This is a genomic window from Frondihabitans sucicola (genome assembly GCF_030296615.1).
Lineage (GTDB): Bacteria > Actinomycetota > Actinomycetes > Actinomycetales > Microbacteriaceae > Frondihabitans > Frondihabitans sucicola.
The window spans coordinates 304,936-320,211 of sequence record NZ_AP027732.1; the positions used below are offsets into that span (position 1 = coordinate 304,936).

Below are 15,276 nucleotides of genomic sequence, written 5' to 3' on the forward strand. Positions count from 1 at the left end.
ACTCGACCGAGGACAGTAGCGGCATGCCCTCCTCGCTCGTCTGGACCCGTCGCATCCTGCAGCTCTTCGTCGGCCAGTTCGCCTACGGCCTGGGCGCCGCCCTGATGATCCGGGCCGACATCGGCCTCGACCCCTGGGACGTCCTCACGCAGGGGATCTCGCGACGCACAGGCCTCAGCTTCGGCACGCTGACGGTGATCATCGGCGCACTCGTCCTTCTCGCCTGGATCCCGCTCCGGCAGCGCCCGGGCTTCGGCACACTCCTCAACGTCGCCCTCGTCGGGCCCGCGATCGACGTCGGGCTGGCCTGGTTCCCGAGCGCGAACGGGTGGTGGCCGCAGGCCCTCGAGTTCGCCGCCGGGCTCGTCGTCCTCGCCCTCGCGTCGGGCCTGTACATCGGCGCGCGCCTCGGCCCCGGCCCACGCGACGGTCTCATGACGGGGCTGCACTCGCGCCTCGGCTGGCCCCTCTGGCTGGCGCGCACTCTGGTCGAGGGGACCGTCCTCCTCGTCGGCTGGCTCCTGGGCGGCAGCGTCGGCGTCGGCACGGTGGCCTTCGCCGCGCTCATCGGGCCGATGGTGGGCAGGACCATCCCGTGGCTGCGCGTGCCGGACGCCTCCTCGGCCCCGAAATCACCCGGAGCACCGGCGCCCTCGAAGACCGACTCGAGGTCGCGCGTCTCCTGACCCGGGAATTGGGGGAATACCCTGCTGGCGTCCAGTGTTGACAGGCCCTTCGACAGGATTAGGCTTGCGGCTCGTGACTAACGACGTACGGTCTCCCAAGCGTTGGCTGATCGGCGAACCCCTGTCTTCCGAGAAGCTCGAGGGGCAACTCCTCCCGAAGCATCTCGCCCTGCCCATCTTCGCGAGCGACCCGCTCAGCTCCGTGGCCTACGCGCCGCAGGAGCTCCTGATGATCCTGCTCATCGGTGGCGTCGGGTTCCTCACGCTTGCTCCGGGTGTCGCAGCCGCCGTCGTGATCCTGCTCATCGTCGTCGTCCTGTCGTACCGCCAGCTCATCAAGGCCTACCCCTCGGGCGGCGGCGACTACGAGGTCGCGCGCAAGAACCTCGGCGAGAAGCCCGGCCTCATCGTCGCCTCGGCCCTGCTCGTCGACTACGTCATGACCGTCGCCGTGTCGGTCGCGTCGGGCGTCGACAACATCATCTCCGCCGTCCCCGAGCTCAACGGGATCCGCGTCGAGATGGCGATCTTCTTCGTGATCCTGCTCGCTGCCGTCAACCTCCGCGGGGTCCGCGAGTCGGGCAAGGCCTTCGCCGTGCCGACCTACCTCTTCATCACGAGCGTGTTCGTGATGATCGTCGTCGCCCTCATCCGCACCGCCGCCGGCAACCCGCCCGTGGCCGAGAGCGCGAACTTCACCGTGCACGGCGACCAGGTGGCCCACGCCGCGTTCATCCTGCTCCTGCTGCGCGCCTTCGCGAGCGGCTGCTCGGCCCTCACCGGAGTCGAGGCCATCGCCAACGGCGTGCCGGCCTTCCGGTATCCCAAGGTCAAGAACGCGCAGAAGACCCTGGCCCTGATGGGCGGTATCGCGATCGTCCTGTTCGCCGGTCTCGTGAGCGTCGCCCTGATCTCCAAGGTGCACTACGCGGAGGCCTCCTGCGACCTGATCGGCCTCAAGAACTGCGCGAACACTCCGCAACCCAGCCTCATCTCGCAGATCGCGACGAGCGTCTTCGGCGCCGGGAGCCTGCCGTTCTACATCATCCAGGCCGTCACGGCGGCGGTCCTGCTCCTCGCGGCCAACACGGCGTTCAACGGCTTCCCGCTGCTCGGCTCCATCCTGGCTCGCGACACCTACGCCCCCAAGGCCCTGAACAGCCGCGGCGACCGCCTCATCTACTCCAACGGCGTCATCGTGCTCGCGATCATCGCCAGCGTGATCATGCTGATCTTCCGCGCCAACGTGACCCAGCTGATCCAGCTGTACATCATCGGCGTCTTCGTGTCGTTCACGCTCGGACAGTCGGGCATGGTCCGGCACTGGATCCGCCTGCTGAAAGACCCGTTGACGGTCGACCGGGGGCAGATCAAGCGGTCGCTGACGATCAACATGATCGGAGCGATCCTGACCTTCACGGTCCTCGTCGTCGTCACGATCACCAAGTTCACGCACGGCGCCTGGATCGTCTTCGTCGTGATGCCGATCCTCTTCACCCTCATGCTCGGTGTGAACCGGTACTACCGCGACGTCGACGTCGAGGTGGAGGTCGATGCCACGACGACCTTCGGCGCGTCGGGCGACCACGCGATCGTGCTCGTGGGCAAGATGCAGAAGCCCGTGCTCAAGGCGATCGACTACGCCATCGCTGCGCGCCACGACTCGCTCGAAGCCATCCACGTGAGCGTGGAGCAGGAGGCGACGGAGAAGCTGCAGAAGCAGTGGGACGACATGAACATCGAGATCCCGCTCATCATCATCCCGTCGCCGTACCGCGACGTGGCCGTGCCGGTGATCAAGTACATCAAGGCGCACCGCGAGGAGTTCGGCGCCGAGGTCGTCACCGTCTACACCCCGATCTACATCGTCGGCCACTGGTGGGAGTCGCTGCTGCACAACCACCGCTCGCGCCGCATCCGCCAGCGCCTGATGCTCGCGCACGGCGTCACGGTCGCGCTGGTGCCGTGGCTCCTCGACTCCTCCGAGCTCCTCTACGGCCGGCGCTCGCGCTTCCTTCCCGGGCAGGATCGCCGCGGTGAACCGGTCCGTCCGGCCAAGCCGCTGCCCCGGACCGCGCACGCGAACGCGGCCGCTGCCCACCAGGCGCAGGAAGCCGCCGACGCCGCGGCAGCGGCAGCTCACAAGGAGTTCGCCGGAGCCGGCAAGGCCTCCACCTCGAAGGCCCGCCGCAAGGCCGCGGCCGCGCGCTCGACAGCCCGCAACAGCGCGTCGGCGCCCTCCAAGAAGTCGCAGGACGACGGGTCCGCCGGCCGCTGACGGCCCCTCCCACCCGGCTCCGCCCCCCGCCCAAGCCCTCCACGTTCGTCGTGCGCAACCGACCGCCGTCGGCGAAAGCGAGCGGCAAGCCGCGCATGGCCGAGGGTGCCGAGCAGTTCTCAGCGCCAGACGACCTGGGGGCGCAGCAGACGGTGCCGCGGGTCGCCCGCCGAGGCGACGTCTCCCAGCACCGGCTCGTCGGCCACGTCGTCCAGCAGCAGCTCCAGCGCCGCGGCGGCCACCTGCTCGAGCGGCTGCTCCACGCTCGGCAGGCCGACGGCGCTGGCCACGGGCGTGTTGTCGTAGCCGACGATCGGGACCGAGGCTCCGAGCACCATGAGCGCTCCGAGAGCCAGCGAGTCGCTCGCGCAGACGATTCCGTCGAACTCGACGCCGCGCGCCAGAAGACCTCGGACCGCGTCGGACGCGAGCGAGACGCCGTCCTCGCAGGCCAGCTGGAGGTCGTCCAGGGTCGCGGAGTCGAGGGGAGACGGCGCCGCCTCCATGGCCTCGCGCCAGCCGCGGCGGCGTTCGTCTCCGGTGCCGGACGGCGACGGCCAGCCCAGGTAGGCCACGCGCCGAGCGCCGAGCTCGAGCAGCGAGCGCGTCGCCTCGGCGAGCCCGTGCCGCCCGTCGACGTCGACCCAGCGGTGCGCGCCGTCGGCCATGTCGTCGACACCCCAGGGCCGTCCGAAGGTGACGAACGGGGCGTCCTGCGCGATCAGCCACTCCGTCCGAGGGTCGTCGTAGGTGGTGGAGGTCAGCACGAAGCCGTCGACGTCGGCCCCGTCGAGCAGACGCTCGAACTGGCGGATCTCGTCTTCCGGATCGGTGGCGGTGAAGAGCAGGATCCGCAGGCGGCGAGCGTCGGCCTGCTCGGTCACGGCGTGCAGGAACCGGTCGAGCACCGATCCCGAGATGCCGTTGGTCACCGGGTCGAGCCGGATGCCGATCGTCGAGCTCTTGCGGGTGCGGAGGCGACGAGCCGAGGCGTGGGGCCGATAGCCGAGTTCTTTGATGGCGTGCTCGACGCGCTCCCGAGTGGCGCCCTTCACGATGTCGGGCGCGTTGAGCACGTTCGACACGGTCTGCCGCGAGACGCCTGCGAGGGCGGCCACGTCGTACACCGTGGGCTGGCGAAGCACGCCACCCCGCTTGGCTGGAGCTGACACGGGCACCTCCTTGTGAGCCTGCTGCACCTGACCCGTACGTTACCGGACTGTTTCCCTCTTCTGGAGGGCGCAGGATCCTGCGCCTTGACAGGTCGGGACGCCGCGGCCTACAGTCTTGCTCAGAAAGTTTGATCGTTCAAATTCTTGCACCGAAGCAACGCCGGAGCAGACGCCGAGGCGCTGACGATCACCTCGCAGAGCCGCGATGCACCACACACAAGGAGAAACACCATGCAACGACGCAAGTCCTCCCGCCTGCTCGCCATCGGCGCGCTCGCGGCCGCGACGGCCCTCGGCCTCACGGCCTGCGGTTCCGGATTCTCGAGCTCGTCGGGCTCGACCTCCGCAGCCAGCACCAAAGATCTCACCCACAAGGACACCGCGCTGAGCGTGCTGATCGGTTCGTCCGGCCCGGCCGAGACGAAGGCCGTCACCGACGCCGTGTCGTCGTGGTCGAAGTCGAGCGGCACCAAGGCCTCGGTGACTGCCGCCTCGAGCCTCGATCAGCAGCTCGCCCAGGGCTTCGCCTCCGGCAAGCCGGCCGACGTGTTCTACGTCGCGAGCTCGGCCGTCGCCGGGTACGCCAAGGCCGGCGACCTGCTGGCCTACGGCAAGATGCTGCCGAAAAAGAGCGACTTCTACCCGACGCTCGTCAAGAGCTTCACGGTCAACGGCACGTTCTACTGCGCGCCGAAAGACGTCTCGACCCTCGGCCTGGTCATCAACACCGACATGTGGAAGCAGGCGGGCCTCACCGACGCCGACGTGCCCACCACCTGGGCCCAGCTCAAGACGGTCGCCGCCAAACTGACCACGTCCGGCCACGTCGGACTCGCCATGAGCCCGCAGTACGAGCGCCTCGGCGCGTTCATGGCCGAGGCGGGCGGCACGATCACGAACGCCAAGGGCACCAAGGCGACGATCGACTCCGCGGCCAACGCCAAGGGCCTCTCGTACGTGCAGGACATGCTCAAGGCGGGCTCCGCGAAGTTCTCCACCGACCAGGGCACCGGCTGGGGCGGCGAGTCGTTCGGCAAGGGTCTGGCTGCGATGACCGTCGAGGGCAACTGGCTCACGGGTGCGCTCCAGACCGACTACCCGAACATCAAGTACAAGGTCGCCGAGATGCCCGCGGGACCTGCGGGCAAGGGCACCCTCCAGTTCACCAACTGCTGGGGCATCGCGAAAGACAGCCCGAACCAGGCCGCAGCGCTCAAGCTCGTCGAGAAGCTGACCAGCGCCTCTCAGCAGCTCAGCTTCTCGAAGCAGTTCGGGGTGCTCCCGTCGATCCAGTCGGCCGCCTCCACGTGGAAGTCGCAGAACGCGGCCCTCGTGCCGTTCCTCGACTCGGTCGCCTTCGCTGACGGCGTGCCCAACCAGGACGGCTCCGCCGACGTCGTGACGGCGTTCGACACCCAGCTGCCCTCCCTGAAGACAGGCGACCCGAAGGCGCTGCTCGCGACGTTCCAGAAGAACTTCGCAGCGGTCCTCGCGAAGTAGGACGACATGGCCATCTCACTCAGAGCGCCAGGGCGCTCGAACCAGGCTCCGCAGAAGAAGAGGGCGCCCAGGCGCCAGGGCATCGCCGGCTGGATCTTCGTCTCGCCGACGCTGATCATCCTCGGGCTCTTCCTGCTGATCCCCGTGCTCATGGCGCTCTGGGTGAGCTTCTCCGACTGGTCGGGCAACGGTTCGCCGTTCTCCGCCGGCGTCCATTTCATCGGCACGAAGAACTACCAGCAGCTCCTCTCCGGAGGAGGGCTCGCCGAGACGAACCTCGGCACCAGCCTCCGCAACAACGCGTGGTACGTGCTTCTCGTGGTGCCGATCCAGACCGCCGTCTCGCTGTTCCTCGCGGTCCTGGTCAACCGCGCCGTGCTCCGCGGTCGCGGCTTCTTCCGCACGGCGTTCTACTTCCCGTCGGTCACCAGCTCGGTCGCGATCACCGTGCTCTGGCTGTTCCTCTTCTCCACCACGGGTGCCGTCAACAAGGCGCTCTCGTACTTCGGCCTGCACGGGCCGAACTGGTTCAACGACCCGAACGGGCTCGTCCACATCGTGTTCGGCTGGTTCGGGGTCCACACCGGCCCCGCGGCCTTGACGCAGCACACGGCCCTCGGCGTCTCCTGGTGGGACTGGCTGGCCGGCCCCTCGGTCGCCATGACGGCCTTCATCATCATGGCCGTCTTCACGACGAGCGGCACCTTCATGCTGCTGTTCATCGCCGCGCTGCAGAACCTCGGCGGCGACGTGCAGGAGGCCGCCATGATGGACGGCGCGAACGGCTGGCAGCGATTCTGGCGGATCACGCTCCCGCAGCTGCGCCCCACCCTCTTCACCGTTCTCACTCTGGGCCTGATCGGCACCTGGCAGATCTTCGACCAGATCTACACCGGCACCAAGGGCGCCCCGGAGAACACCACCCTGACCCCCTCGTACCTGTCGTACACCTCCGCCTTCGGCAATCAGGAGTGGGGGCAGGGAGCGGCCATCGCCTTCATCCTGTTCATCATCATCGTGGTGCTGACGATCCTTCAGCGCGCCGTCCTCCGCGAGCGCCGGGTCTCCAAGCGCCGGATGCGTCAGTACGACCCGAGCCTCCAGTCCACCTCGTCGAAGGAGCTGTCCCGATGAGCACCAACGCGTCCATCGCCGACGTCACCGCCGCGGGCGCCGAGATCGAGACCGCCGACGAGCGGGTCACGCCGCTCAAGCCGAAGCGCACCAAGGCGTTCTTCGCGTCGTCGATCGTGATCTACCTCATCCTCGTCGCGATCGCCGTCCTCTACATCTTCCCCTTCCTGATCAACATCGCGACCTCGTTCAAGACGGAGTCGGACGCGGCCGCCGACCCGCTGTCGCTGATCCCGCAGACCTGGACGACGGCTGCTTTCCGGACCCTCTTCATCAACAGCGACTTCCCGACCTGGGCGAAGAACTCGGCCATCGTCGCCGTGTTCGTGACGGCGGGCAGGGTCTTCTTCGACTCCCTGGCCGGCTACGCGCTCGCCCGATTGACCTTCCGCGGTCGCAACGTGATCTTCGCGTGCCTCATCGCGGTCATGGCGGTTCCGAGCGTCGTCCTGCTGATCCCCAAGTTCCTCGTGATCAACCAGCTCGGCATCTACGACTCCTACGCGGGGATGATCATCCCCCTGCTGGTCGACGCGGCCGGCGTCTTCATCATGAAGAACTTCTTCGAGTCGATCCCGGCCTCCGTGGAGGAGCAGGCGGCCATCGACGGTGCCGGCACATTCCGGATCTTCTGGTCGATCGTGCTCCCGATGGCGCGGCCGGCGCTCATCACGATCATCATCCTGTCGTTCCAGGGGTCGTGGAACGAGCTCGCGCAGTTCATCATCTCGGCCCAGAATCCGGCCCTCACGACCCTGACCAAGGGCGTCGCCAGCCTGGCCTCCGGATCCCTCAGCGCAGGCACGCAGTACCCGCTCAAACTCGCCGCCGCCGCCATCATGACGATCCCGGTCGCCGTCATGTTCTTCATCTTCCAGAAGCAGATCATGAACACCAGCGAGGGCGCGGTGAAGGAATGACGGCCGTCGCGCCGACGATCCTCGCGACCTGCGGCGGCCTGAACCCCGGCACCTGGACCGACTCCGTGTACGGCCCGCTCGTGCTCGAGGCGATCCGGCTGGCGCGCGTGCCCTCCGACCGGACCCCGCGGGTGCTGCACGTCAACACGGCCGGAGGCGACCAGCGGTTCGTCGAGGGCCAGGAGGTCGAAGCGAGCAGGATCGCGGGCGCTCACGCCTCGCACCTCCGCTTCTTCCCCAAGCGCAACGCGCAGGATCTCGCGGCCACCGTCCGTGACGCCGACGTCGTCTGGGTCTCGGGAGGCAGTCTCGTCAACCTGCTCGCCGTCTGGCGGGCGCACGGCCTCGACGAGGTCCTGCGCGACGCCTGGCGCAACGGCGTCGTCCTCGCGGGAGGCTCGGCCGGCGCGCTCTGCTGGCACACCGGCGGAGTCACCACCTCGTTCGGGCCCTCCGCCTCTGTTGTCGCCGACGGGCTCGGCTTCGTTCCGGGCTCGTTGGCGGTGCACTACGACTCGGACGAGTCCCGGGCTCCCGCGTACGAACACGGCATCGCCACGGGAGTCCTCGCCCCCGGCATCGCGCTCGACGAGGGGACCGGGGTGGTCTTCCGGGACGACGGCGACGGCCCCGCACTCGTGGACGTCGTCAGCGAGCGCACCGACGGGCGCGTGCAGAGCGTCGAGCCGACCACCGACGGGCGCACCGTGACCCGCGCCCTCACCCCACGCATCCTGCCCTGACCTCTCCCTTCTTCCCCCGACTCGACCTTGGAGCCGAATCCATGACCGACACCCTCCCCCAGACGGCGCTGCAGCCGTTCCTCGACGCCGAGACCGTGGTGCTCCGCGCCCCGGCGCAGGCCTGGTCGGCCTCGGACGGCACGATGGGCGCGGCTGCGATCCACGGCGTGTACCTGGGCGACGTGCGCCTGCTGTCCGGCCTGACCCTCGAGGTGGGCGGCGCCGTCCCGGAGCCGATCGCCACGGTGCCGCTCGGTGCTTCCGCCGTCCGATTCGAATCCCTCCTGCGCGGCCTCGACGATCCGGGCGCCGACCCGGACGTGCGGGCGAGCCTCGCGCGCATCACGGCGACCACGGGCATCCACGAACGTCTCACGCTGACCTCCCGGCTCGACCGCGAGGTGACCACGGTGGTGCGGATGCAGCTCGTGCCCGACACGACCACCATGGAGACGATCAAGTCCGGGCGCGGTCCGGCGGGAGCCCCTGCCGTGTCGACGAGCGCAGGATCCGCGAGCTGGCAGGGCGAGGCGGCTCACGTCACCCTCGACGGCCGCGGCGCCGAGATCGAGGTGGACGCCGCCGGGCTCACCCTCACCTGGCCGGTCACGATCCCGGCGGGAGGGGCCGTGACCGTGGGGTTCGACCTCCAGGCCACCGTCGACACCGCTGTCGTGGCGGGAGTCCGCGCGCCCGCCCGCTGGAGCGCGCTGGATCCTGCACCCTCGGACGACCGCCTGGCCCGCTGGCTCGAGCGCGCCCTCGACGATCTCGAGGCGCTGCGCCTCACGACGAGCTCGGCCCCCACCGACGTGTTCCTGGCCGCCGGAGCCCCCTGGTTCTTCACCCTGTTCGGGCGCGACTCCCTCTGGGCGGCTCGATTCCTGCTGCCGGTCGACGATGGCCTGGCCCTGGCGTCCGGCACCCTGAAAGTCCTCGCAGGACTCCAGGGCACCGAGTCCGTCGCCGACACGGCCGAGCAGCCGGGCAAGATCATGCACGAGCTGAGGTCGCAGACGCTCACCCTCGGCGACAGCGGCATCAGCCTCCCGCCGCTCTACTTCGGCACCGTCGACGCCACGGCGCTGTGGGTCTGCCTGCTGCACGACGCGTGGAGCTGGGGCCTGCCCGACTCGGTCGTCGTCGAACTGCTGCCGCACCTGTCGCGCGCGCTCGAGTGGATGCGCGACGACGGCGACTCCGACGGCGACGGTCTTCTCGAGTACGTCGACGAGACCGGCCACGGCCTCTCGAACCAGGGCTGGAAGGACTCCGGCGACAGCGTGCAGTGGCGCGACGGAACCCTCGCCGAGGGGCCGATCGCGCTCGTCGAGGTGCAGGCCTATGCCTACGAGGCCGCGACGCACGGCGCCGACCTGCTCGACCGTTTCGGTGAGCCCGGGAGCGGAGCCCCGTGGCGCGCCTGGGCCGCGCGCCTTCGGGAGCAGTTCCACGAGAGCTTCTGGATCGACGACCCCGACGGCGCCTACCTCGCCATCGCCCTCGACGCCTCGAAGCGCCCGGTCGATACCGTGACCAGCAACCTCGGTCACGTCCTCGGCACCGGGCTGCTGTCTCCGGAGCAGGCCGCGCTCGTCGCCGCCCGGCTCGTGTCGCCCGCCATGTCGTCCGGATTCGGCCTCCGCACCATGTCGACGGACTCCGCGGGCTACTGGCCGCTCAGCTACCACGGCGGCAGCGTCTGGACCCACGACACCGCCATCGCCATCGCCGGGCTCGCCCGCGACGGCTTCGACGCCGAAGCCCGCGAGCTCGCCGAGGGCCTTCTGGCCGCGGCACCGGCGTTCGACTACCGCATGCCCGAGCTGCACTCCGGCGACGACGCCCGCGAGATCCCTCGCCCCGTGCCGTATCCCGCCGCGTGCCGCCCCCAGGCCTGGTCGGCCGCCGCCTCGGTGGCCGTCTGGCAGGCGCTGCACGGCGTCACGCCGCCGAGGGCCTGACCGCCAGGAGTCGTCGACCTTCGGGCCGCGCCGGCCCGCACACGCGACGTCGATCCACTCACGCGGGCGGATCGACGTCGCGTGTGCGGACCGGCGCCTGACGGCTCGGAGAGCGCCTCGTCGACAGGGCCAGGAGCACCTGGCGGGCGATCACTCGGCCGGCACGGTTGGCTCCGATCGTGGAGGCCTGCGGCCCATACCCGGCGAAGAACAGCCGCGGATCGCTCTGCGAGGCGCCTCGCGCGACGACCAGGCCGCCGTCGCCGCTGCGCAGTTTGAGCGGCGCCAGGTGCCGCAGCTCGGGGCGGAACCCGGTGGCCCAGAGGATGGCGTCGGCGCGCCGGAAGGTCCCGTCGACGAAGCGCACCCCGTCGGGCTCGATCGACGTGAACATCGGGTGCTCGACCAGGATGCCGCGATCGATTCCGGCGCGGTTGCGGCGGCTCAGGGGCACACCGGTGCCGCTCACGATGCTCGGCAGGGCGAAGCCGGCCCGCGCCGCTTCGTCCTGCTCGGCGACCGCAGCGGCACCCATCTCGACACCGAGCTCCTGCTGGTCGAACCAGTCGACCGGGCGCCTGGTCACCCAGGTCGTGTGCGCCTCGACCTTCTCGAGCTCGAGCAGGAAGCCGATCGCGCTCGTGCCGCCGCCCACGACGACGACGTCCTGACCCGCGAACTCGGCGGCGTCGGTGTACTCGGCCGTGGTCAGCTGCCTCCCCGCGAACGAGTCGCGGCCCGGGTACCAGGGGCGGAAGGGCGACCCCCAGGTTCCCGTGGCGTTCACCACGATCTCGGTGTCGAGGAAGTGCGGAAGGCCGGCGCCGTCGAGGGACCGCACGGTGAGGGCGTGATCCTGCGCCTCGTCGACGGCCCGGACGTCGACCGGTCGCCGCACCTGGAGGTCGTAGAACCGCTCGTAGCGGTCGTAGTAGTCGGACACGACGTCTTTGGCGGGCGCGGACCTGTCTGCCGTCTCGAAGCTGAGCCCGAGGTCGGCCATTCCGGGGAGGTCGTTGACCCTGTGGGCCGTGCCCAGACGCAGGGCCCGCCAGCGGAACTGCCACGCCCCACCCGTGCTCGGACCGCGGTCGAGGACGACGAAATCACTCCCCGGCTGGAGGCCGAGACGCCTGAGGTAATAGGCGACCGAGAGGCCGGCCTGACCGGCCCCGATCACGACGACACGGGTGCGTTCGGTGTCTTCGCGCACCTCGGGACCGACTGCCATGACTCCATTCTGGCCGGGACGGAACCCTGAGCCTGGCACCAGAGGCACATGCTAAGGTTGCGACTAGTTTTGCACCATTTACCTGTCGGTAGTTCCCGTTGCTCGACGTGCTCGTCAATCTCGTTTTGACCTGGCGTCGCCCGGGGCCAGAATCACGAGGGGGTCTCGCATGGGGCGCGGCCGTCAAAAAGCTAAGCACACCAAAGTTGCCCGTGAGTTGAAATACTTCAGCCCGGACACCAACTATGGTGCGCTCGAAAAAGAGCTGTCCACGCCGCACCCCGACGGTGAACAGTATGTCGACAAGTGGGCCGACGAGGTCGACGACGAGACCGACGAGTACGTCGACCGCTACGCGGACGACTTCGACGCCGAGCACGAGCAGCACAAGAGCGCGTAACCGCGGCTCGAGCGCTTTCTTCGGCGAACTCGCACCGACATGGCGCCAGGTTCGACGCGGCTCCGAGCCGTCCGCCCCCTCGCTCGGTGCCCGCTCGTCTCGTCGCTCAGTGGAAGAGGCGTACGACCTCGGGCATGAGCGCGAGCACGACGACGAACACTCCCGCAGCGGCGGTCAGCGCCGCCGTGCGACGGCCCCCGGTGATTGCGGTGAACGACTCGGTCTTCTCGTCCGGCACTTCGACGGTGCGAACGGTGACCTCGTGGTCGTGAACGGTGACGGTTCGGGTGAGTGACATTCGGGCCTCGTGGATGTTCTAGCCACTCCTCGTTGAGCAGCGCTCAATAGTAAGCCCATCGAGCCCGTTTTGTCCCGCGTTCTGCGGACAGACCTGTTCCCCCTGTGCCCCGGAAGTCCCCCTGCCGATCACGCGGTGCAGAATGAACGAAATCCGCCCGACGGCGCAGGCCGTGGGCGGATTTCGTGCAGGCGACGAGGGGTCAGCCGGCGTAGTCCCCGACCAGGCGCACGGCACCGCCGTCGACTCCCTTGGCACCCTGCTCGAAACCGGTCAGGTCTCGCACGGAGGTCGAGACGACGCCGACCTGCCAGGTCGGAATGCCCGCCCCGGACAGCAGCGCCGTGATCGTCTCCGCGTGGGCCGCCGAGACCACGGCGATCATCCCGATACCGAGGTTCCAGGTCCCCTCACTCGACTCGAGGCTCGAACCCGCGATGTCGCTGAGCACGCGGAAGACCACCGAGGGCGACCAGGATGCCCGGTCGAGCTCCGTCCAGGAACCCACAGGCAGGACCCGCGCCAGGTTCGCGGCGATGCCGCCACCGGTGACGTGGCTGAGCGCGTGCACGCCCCCGGCCACCGAGACGTCGTCGAGCACGTCGAGCAGGGGGTCGTGTAGAGCCGCGTGGGCTCGAGCAGCGCCTCGCCGATCGGACCGCCCAGGTCGGCGTTCGCATCGGTGTAGCCGAGGTCGGCGGAGCGCAGGATGTGCCGCACCAGCGAGAACCCGTTGGAGTGCAGCCCCGACGACTCGAGCGCCAGCACGACGTCGCCGTCTTCGACCAGGTGCGGGCCGAGCTGCTTCGTGGCTTCCACGGCACCGACGGCTGCGCCGGCCACGTCGTAGTCGTCGGGACCGAGCAGACCGGGGTGCTCCGCCGTCTCGCCGCCGACGAGGGCGGTACCGGTGGCCGAGCAGCCTCGCGCGATCCCGGCGACGATGTCGGCGATGCGCGACGGCACCACTTTGCCGCAGGCGATGTAGTCGGTCATGAAGAGCGGGCGGGCACCGACCACGACGATGTCGTCGACGACCATGCCGACGAGATCCTGACCGATGGTGTCGTGTTTGTCGAGCGCCTGCGCGATGGCGACCTTCGTCCCGACGCCATCGGTGCTGGTCGCCAGGAGGGGCCTGTCGAACGCCTTCAGGAAGGACACGTCGAAGAGACCGGCGAATCCTCCGACACCGCCCAGGACATTCGAGGAGTGCGTCGCGGAGACCGCCGATTTCATGAGCTCTACGGCGAGATCACCCGCTGCGGTGTCGACCCCGGCCTCGGCGTAGGAGCTCGAGGACGTCGTCGGGACCGAGGAGGTCGGGGGGAGTTCGCCAATTCTTCATCCAATCGCAGGCATGACAGACTGTGTGGGTAAGTCCAACTCTACGGTCTGGAGCCAGCTGCGCATGTGCGGCATCGTCGGTCTCGTCGCGCACGAGCCAGCAAACCAACTCGTCTACGACTCGCTTCTCCTCCTCCAGCACAGGGGTCAGGATTCCACCGGCATCGCGACCGCTGAAGGCAGCGTCTTCCACGTGCACAAGACGCGGGGTCAGGTCCGGGAGTCGTTCCGAACCCGCGACATGAGGGCTCTGCTGGGCAACATGGGCCTCGGCCACGTCCGCTACGCCACCAAGGGCGCGGCATCGAACGAGCAGGAGGCGCAGCCGTTCTACGTGAACGCCCCGTACGGCCTGGTGCTCATCCACAACGGCAACCTGACCAACACGCGCGAGCTCACCAGCGAGCTGTTCCACATCGACCGCCGGCACCTCAACACCAACAGCGACACCGAGCTGCTGGTCAACGTCCTCGCCCACGAGCTGCAGGAGCAGGTCAACGGGCACGAGCTCGATCCCGAGCAGATCTTCGCCGCCGTCACGCGCGTCCACGACCGCGTCGAGGGCTCCTACGCCGCGATCGCCATGATCGCGGGGCACGGCCTGCTCGCCTTCCGCGACCCCTTCGGCATCCGACCCCTCATCCTCGGCAAGCGGCTCGCCGAGAACGGCTCCGGCAAAGAGGAGTGGATCGTCGCCTCCGAGAGCCTCGTGCTCGAATCCGGCGGCTACGAGGTCGTCCGCGACGTCGCTCCCGGCGAGGCCGTCTTCATCTCCCTCTCGGGCGAGATGGTCTCCAAGCAGTGCCACGCGAACCCGCGCCTCGTGCCGTGCTCCTTCGAATACGTCTACCTGGCCCGCCCCGACTCGGTCATGAACGGCATCTCCGTGTACGACGCACGGCTCCGTCTCGGCGACCGCCTCGCCGACACCATCGCGAAGTACGCCCCGACCGGCGACATCGACGTGGTCATGCCCATCCCCGACTCGTCGCGCCCGGCCGCATCGCAGGTCGCTCAGAAGCTCGGCATCGAGTACCGCGAGGGCTTCTACAAGAACCGCTACGTCGGACGCACCTTCATCATGCCCGGTCAGGCCGAGCGCAAGCGCTCGGTGCGCCAGAAGCTCAATGCCATGGGCTCCGAGTTCAAGGGCAAGAACATCCTCATCGTCGACGACTCGATCGTGCGCGGCACCACCTCGCGCGAGATCGTCGAGATGGCCCGCGCCGCCGGCGCCAACAAGGTGACCTTCACCTCGGCCGCCCCGCCGGTCCGGTACCCGCACGTCTACGGCATCAACATGCCGACCCGGCAGGAGCTCATCGCTCACGACCGCAAGATCCCCGAGATCGCCCAGGTGCTCGGCGCCGACCACCTCATCTACCAGGAGGTCGAAGACATGCGCTCGGCCATCACCGAGGGGTCCGGCGTCACCGACCTCGAGATGAGCTGCTTCACCGGCGACTACGTCACCGGCAGCGTCAGCCCCGAGTACCTCGCCTGGGTCGAGGCCAACCAGCTCAGCTAGGGCGTTTCTGCCACGTGGCCCGCGGTAACGCCCTGGCCCCACTTCCCCTCCACGCCGTTCCGCCGAAAGGCCGCG

General features: G+C 69.0%; 12 protein-coding genes and 1 pseudogene. 9 read left to right on the top strand and 4 right to left on the bottom strand.

Translation table 11 applies throughout. The features are described from left to right. Positions 1 to 23: 23 nt before the first annotated feature. Together yczE and QUE79_RS01595 are read left to right on the top strand one after the other, a co-directional pair. A complete protein-coding gene (gene yczE / locus QUE79_RS01590) occupies positions 24 to 686 on the top strand; it encodes a membrane protein YczE (protein WP_286345123.1) in 663 nt (220 codons plus the stop codon). A gap of 64 nt (positions 687 to 750) precedes the next feature. Further along, complete coding sequence (locus QUE79_RS01595) at positions 751 to 2,964, top strand: APC family permease (RefSeq protein ID WP_286345124.1); 2,214 nt, start codon at positions 751 to 753, stop codon at positions 2,962 to 2,964. Positions 2,965 to 3,083: 119 nt separating this feature from the next. Here QUE79_RS01595 and QUE79_RS01600 read toward each other — a convergent pair whose 3' ends face one another. After that, positions 3,084 to 4,136, bottom strand: a complete 1,053-nt coding sequence (locus QUE79_RS01600) for a LacI family DNA-binding transcriptional regulator (protein WP_286345125.1) — start codon at positions 4,134 to 4,136, stop codon at positions 3,084 to 3,086. Between the two features lie 231 nt (positions 4,137 to 4,367). Between QUE79_RS01600 and QUE79_RS01605 the strand changes: the two genes are divergently transcribed. The 5 genes from QUE79_RS01605 to QUE79_RS01625 are packed head-to-tail and all read left to right on the top strand — an operon-like array spanning position 4,368 to position 10,397. Continuing rightward, positions 4,368 to 5,636 (top strand): sugar ABC transporter substrate-binding protein, encoded by a 1,269-nt coding sequence (locus QUE79_RS01605; protein ID WP_286345126.1) that lies wholly within the window; start codon positions 4,368 to 4,370, stop codon positions 5,634 to 5,636. A gap of 6 nt (positions 5,637 to 5,642) precedes the next feature. Next, positions 5,643 to 6,770, top strand: coding sequence for a carbohydrate ABC transporter permease (locus tag QUE79_RS01610; RefSeq protein ID WP_286345127.1), 1,128 nt, complete (start codon positions 5,643 to 5,645; stop codon positions 6,768 to 6,770). Continuing rightward, a complete protein-coding gene (locus QUE79_RS01615) occupies positions 6,767 to 7,690 on the top strand; it encodes a carbohydrate ABC transporter permease (protein ID WP_286345128.1) in 924 nt (307 codons plus the stop codon). Before QUE79_RS01610 ends, QUE79_RS01615 begins: the two co-directional genes overlap by 4 nt. Then, positions 7,687 to 8,433, top strand: coding sequence for a Type 1 glutamine amidotransferase-like domain-containing protein (locus QUE79_RS01620; RefSeq protein WP_286345129.1), 747 nt, complete (start codon positions 7,687 to 7,689; stop codon positions 8,431 to 8,433). The genes QUE79_RS01615 and QUE79_RS01620 overlap by 4 nt, the downstream gene beginning before the upstream one ends. A 41-nt stretch (positions 8,434 to 8,474) precedes the next feature. Then, positions 8,475 to 10,397, top strand: coding sequence for a glycogen debranching N-terminal domain-containing protein (locus QUE79_RS01625; RefSeq protein ID WP_286345130.1), 1,923 nt, complete (start codon positions 8,475 to 8,477; stop codon positions 10,395 to 10,397). A gap of 58 nt (positions 10,398 to 10,455) precedes the next feature. On the opposite strand, the gene QUE79_RS01630 is transcribed toward QUE79_RS01625, so the two are convergent. Beyond that, a complete protein-coding gene (locus QUE79_RS01630) occupies positions 10,456 to 11,628 on the bottom strand; it encodes an NAD(P)-binding domain-containing protein (protein ID WP_286345131.1) in 1,173 nt (390 codons plus the stop codon). Between the two features lie 169 nt (positions 11,629 to 11,797). Between QUE79_RS01630 and QUE79_RS01635 the strand changes: the two genes are divergently transcribed. Beyond that, complete coding sequence (locus QUE79_RS01635; protein ID WP_286345132.1) at positions 11,798 to 12,028, top strand: DUF3073 domain-containing protein; 231 nt, start codon at positions 11,798 to 11,800, stop codon at positions 12,026 to 12,028. Between the two features lie 106 nt (positions 12,029 to 12,134). Here QUE79_RS01635 and QUE79_RS01640 read toward each other — a convergent pair whose 3' ends face one another. Together QUE79_RS01640 and purM are read right to left on the bottom strand one after the other, a co-directional pair. Further along, entirely contained in the window at positions 12,135 to 12,326 is a 192-nt protein-coding gene (locus tag QUE79_RS01640) for a hypothetical protein (RefSeq protein ID WP_286345133.1), read from the bottom strand. A gap of 202 nt (positions 12,327 to 12,528) precedes the next feature. After that, positions 12,529 to 13,565, bottom strand: a pseudogene (purM, locus tag QUE79_RS01645) (phosphoribosylformylglycinamidine cyclo-ligase). A gap of 172 nt (positions 13,566 to 13,737) precedes the next feature. Between purM and purF the strand changes: the two are divergent. Continuing rightward, positions 13,738 to 15,201, top strand: a complete 1,464-nt coding sequence (purF, locus tag QUE79_RS01650; protein WP_286345134.1) for an amidophosphoribosyltransferase — start codon at positions 13,738 to 13,740, stop codon at positions 15,199 to 15,201. Positions 15,202 to 15,276: the final 75 nt, after the last annotated feature.